2 protein-coding genes are annotated in these 3,152 nt (G+C 34.3%); both read left to right on the forward strand.

Features of this window, described 5'->3' with window-relative positions:
• Positions 1-345: 345 nt before the first annotated feature.
• On the forward strand, positions 346-1,167 hold the full coding sequence (locus tag ACKI5C_RS10625; protein WP_407414850.1) for a formate/nitrite transporter family protein: 822 nt from the start codon (positions 346-348) through the stop codon (positions 1,165-1,167).
• A gap of 584 nt (positions 1,168-1,751) precedes the next feature.
• Positions 1,752-3,152: formate dehydrogenase subunit alpha (gene fdhF, locus ACKI5C_RS10630; RefSeq protein ID WP_407433087.1), on the forward strand; the 1,401-nt coding region annotated here is incomplete at its 3' end.

The following is a 3,152-nucleotide window of genomic DNA, read 5'->3' on the forward strand; positions in this document are numbered from 1 at the left end:
CATTATTTATCAATAAGAATATATACTTATATCGAAAAATTTAATATATTTTTTTAATAAATATTTTATCATTGATTATAAATTTTTCTTGATTTTATTAGGTGGTTTCTAATAAAAATTGAATATTGTTCATTTTTTTCCTATTTTTCATCGTTATGAATATATTTTCTCTTTGTAAAAATGTCATTTTGTTTTATATAAATCTTTCCTTTTGAGTTTAATAGCAAAGTCTTTTTATATGTATGATAAATAATTATAATTAATGCTCTCTTTATGTAAGGTTTAATATAGACCTCGAGAGTATTGATTATTATATGGGATAATTTAAAAAAGAGGTTGAGATATTTGAGTTTTAAAAGTCCTGCAGATACTGCAAAAGCAGTTGCAGCTGCAGCTACCGCAAAAGGTGAAATGCCTATAATTAAACTTGCTATTTTAGGTTTCTTAGCAGGTGCTTACATTGCATTCGGTGGATTACTTGCAGAAGTAGCAAACACTGGTGCAGTAGCTGGTGGTGTACCAATAGGTATTTCTAAATTGATCTTCGGGGGCGTGTTCCCTGTAGGTTTAATTATGGTTGTCATTTGTGGATCTGAATTATTCACTGGTGACGTAATGTTTATGACTATGGGTCTTTTAGATGGTAAAACTGATATTATGGGATTACTCAAAAATTGGGTTGGATCTTGGGTATTCAACTTAATCGGTGGTCTCTTTGTTGCTTACGTACTTGCTTACGCAACTGGTATTATGGTACCTGAAGCATTCGCTGGCGGTGCAATTACCATTGCTAACACCAAAGCTTTAGGTGGAGCTACCTTCATGGCAGCTGGAAAATCAACTGCTTCTTTAACTTGGGTACAATGTTTCCTTAGAGGTATTGGTTGTAACTGGTTAGTATGTTTAGCAGTATACTTAGCTAATGCAGCAGAAGATGTTGTAGGTAAATTCTTCGGTATTTGGTTCCCAATCATGGCGTTTGTATGTATTGGATTTGAGCACAGTGTCGCAAACATGTTCTTCATCCCATTAGGTATCTTCTTAGGTGCTGAAGTAACCTGGGCACAATTCTTCATCAACAACTTAATACCTGTAACCTTAGGTAACATCGTTGGTGCTGCAGTATTTGTAGCATGTGCATACTGGTTCGTATACTTACGTGACTAAATGTACAAAATCAGTTTGGATCTAATATTCTATTAGTCAAACACAAAGGATTTTTACAAATCCCTAAATTTGTATTTACTTATTGAAAATTTGAAAGAAACCTATTTATTCAAATTCAATAAGTATCTACTAATTTATTTAGATTTTTAGAAATTTTTCTTAAAAATTTCATTTGAATGAAAATCATGCTTATATTAGGAATTTCTAATTCCAAAAAATTTTTAGAGACTTATCTGTTTCTAAATCACATTAGGGCTTTTTTTAAAGTTCTAAATATCACATTTCATGATAATATAATATTATATTATTTATGTACTTCGAATATTATTGTCAATTCTTTTATTGGATTATAACAATAGACACAATTCACAATACCTGACACAATTCACAATAATCCAGAAAGATTTTAATAAATTATATATATTAAAAATTAAGACACAATTCACAATACTCGACACAATTCACAATTTCAAATAGTTTTAATAAATATGTTATTAAAAAGTTTCAATTTGTTAGTCAATAATTGAATTTGCCAATATGTGAACTAAAACAAAAAACCTTGATTTTATTATGGAGATTATAAAATGGTTGAGATAAAATATGTACCATCTATTTGTCCTTACTGTGGTACCGGTTGTGGTATTAACTTTGTAGTCAAAGATGGAAAAATCATTGGTGTCGAACCATGGAAAAGACACCCTGTTAATGAAGGAAAAGTATGTCCAAAAGGTAACTTTGGATGGCAATTCATTAACCACCCAGACAGATTAACTACTCCGTTAATCAAAGAAAATGGTGAATTCAGAGAAGCTTCCTGGGATGAAGCTTTAGACTTAGTAGCTAGCACCCTTAAAAAATATGCTGACACTGACCCTAACAAATTAGGTTTCTACGCATGTGCTAGATCTCCTAACGAAAACATTTACATAACCCAGAAATTAGCAAGAGCTGGATGTGGTACTCAAAACGTAGACCACTGTGCACGTATCTGTCACGGTCCTACTGTAGCTGGTCTTGCAACCACCTTCGGTTCAGGTGCATCCACCAACGGTTATGACAGTATTGAAGAAGCTGATTTCATCTTCTGTATTGGTTCTAACAACATGGAAGCACACCCATTATTCGGTCGTAAAATTATCAGAGCTATTAAAAACGGTGCAAAATTAGTAGTAGCAGACCCAAGATACACTCCTACTGCAAAATTAGCTCACGAATACATGCAATTCAAAACCGGTACTGACGTAGCTTTAATGAACGGTATGATTAAAATCATCATTGAAAACGGTTTACAAGATGATGAGTTCATTGCTAACAGAACCAAAGGTTACGAAGAAATGAAAGAAGTTGCACTCAAATACGACCTTGAAAGAGTAGCTGATATTACTGAAGCTGACCCTGAACAAATCAAACGTATTGCTATCGAATATGCAAAAGCTGAAAACGCAGCTATTGTATACTCATTAGGTATTACTGAACACTCTCACGGTGCAGACAACGTAATGTCCACTGCTAACTTAGCAATGTTAACCGGTAACTTAGGTAAAATCGGTGGAGGAGTAAACCCATTAAGAGGACAAAACAACGTACAAGGTGCTTGTGATATGGGTGCATTGCCTTCTGACTATGTCGGTTACCAAAAAGTTGCAAACCCTGAAATTACCAAGAAATTCTCAGAAGCTTATCAAATGGACTTGCCAACCACTCCTGGTTTAACCTTAGTCGAAATGATGAACGCTGCTCACTCTGGTGACTTAAAAGTATTATACATCCACGGGGAAGACCCTGTACTCTCCGATGCAGATATTAAGCACACCAAAGAAGCAATTGCAAACTTAGAAATGTTAATCGTTCAAGAATTGTTCATGACCGATACCGCTGCTGAAGCAGATGTTGTATTACCTGCAGCAGGTTGGGGTGAACAAGAAGGTACCTTCACTTCTGGTGAAAGAAGAGTTCAATGGTTACGTAAAGCTCAAGAACCACCT

This window comes from Methanobrevibacter sp. (genome assembly GCF_045646045.1).
Lineage (GTDB): Archaea > Methanobacteriota > Methanobacteria > Methanobacteriales > Methanobacteriaceae > Methanocatella.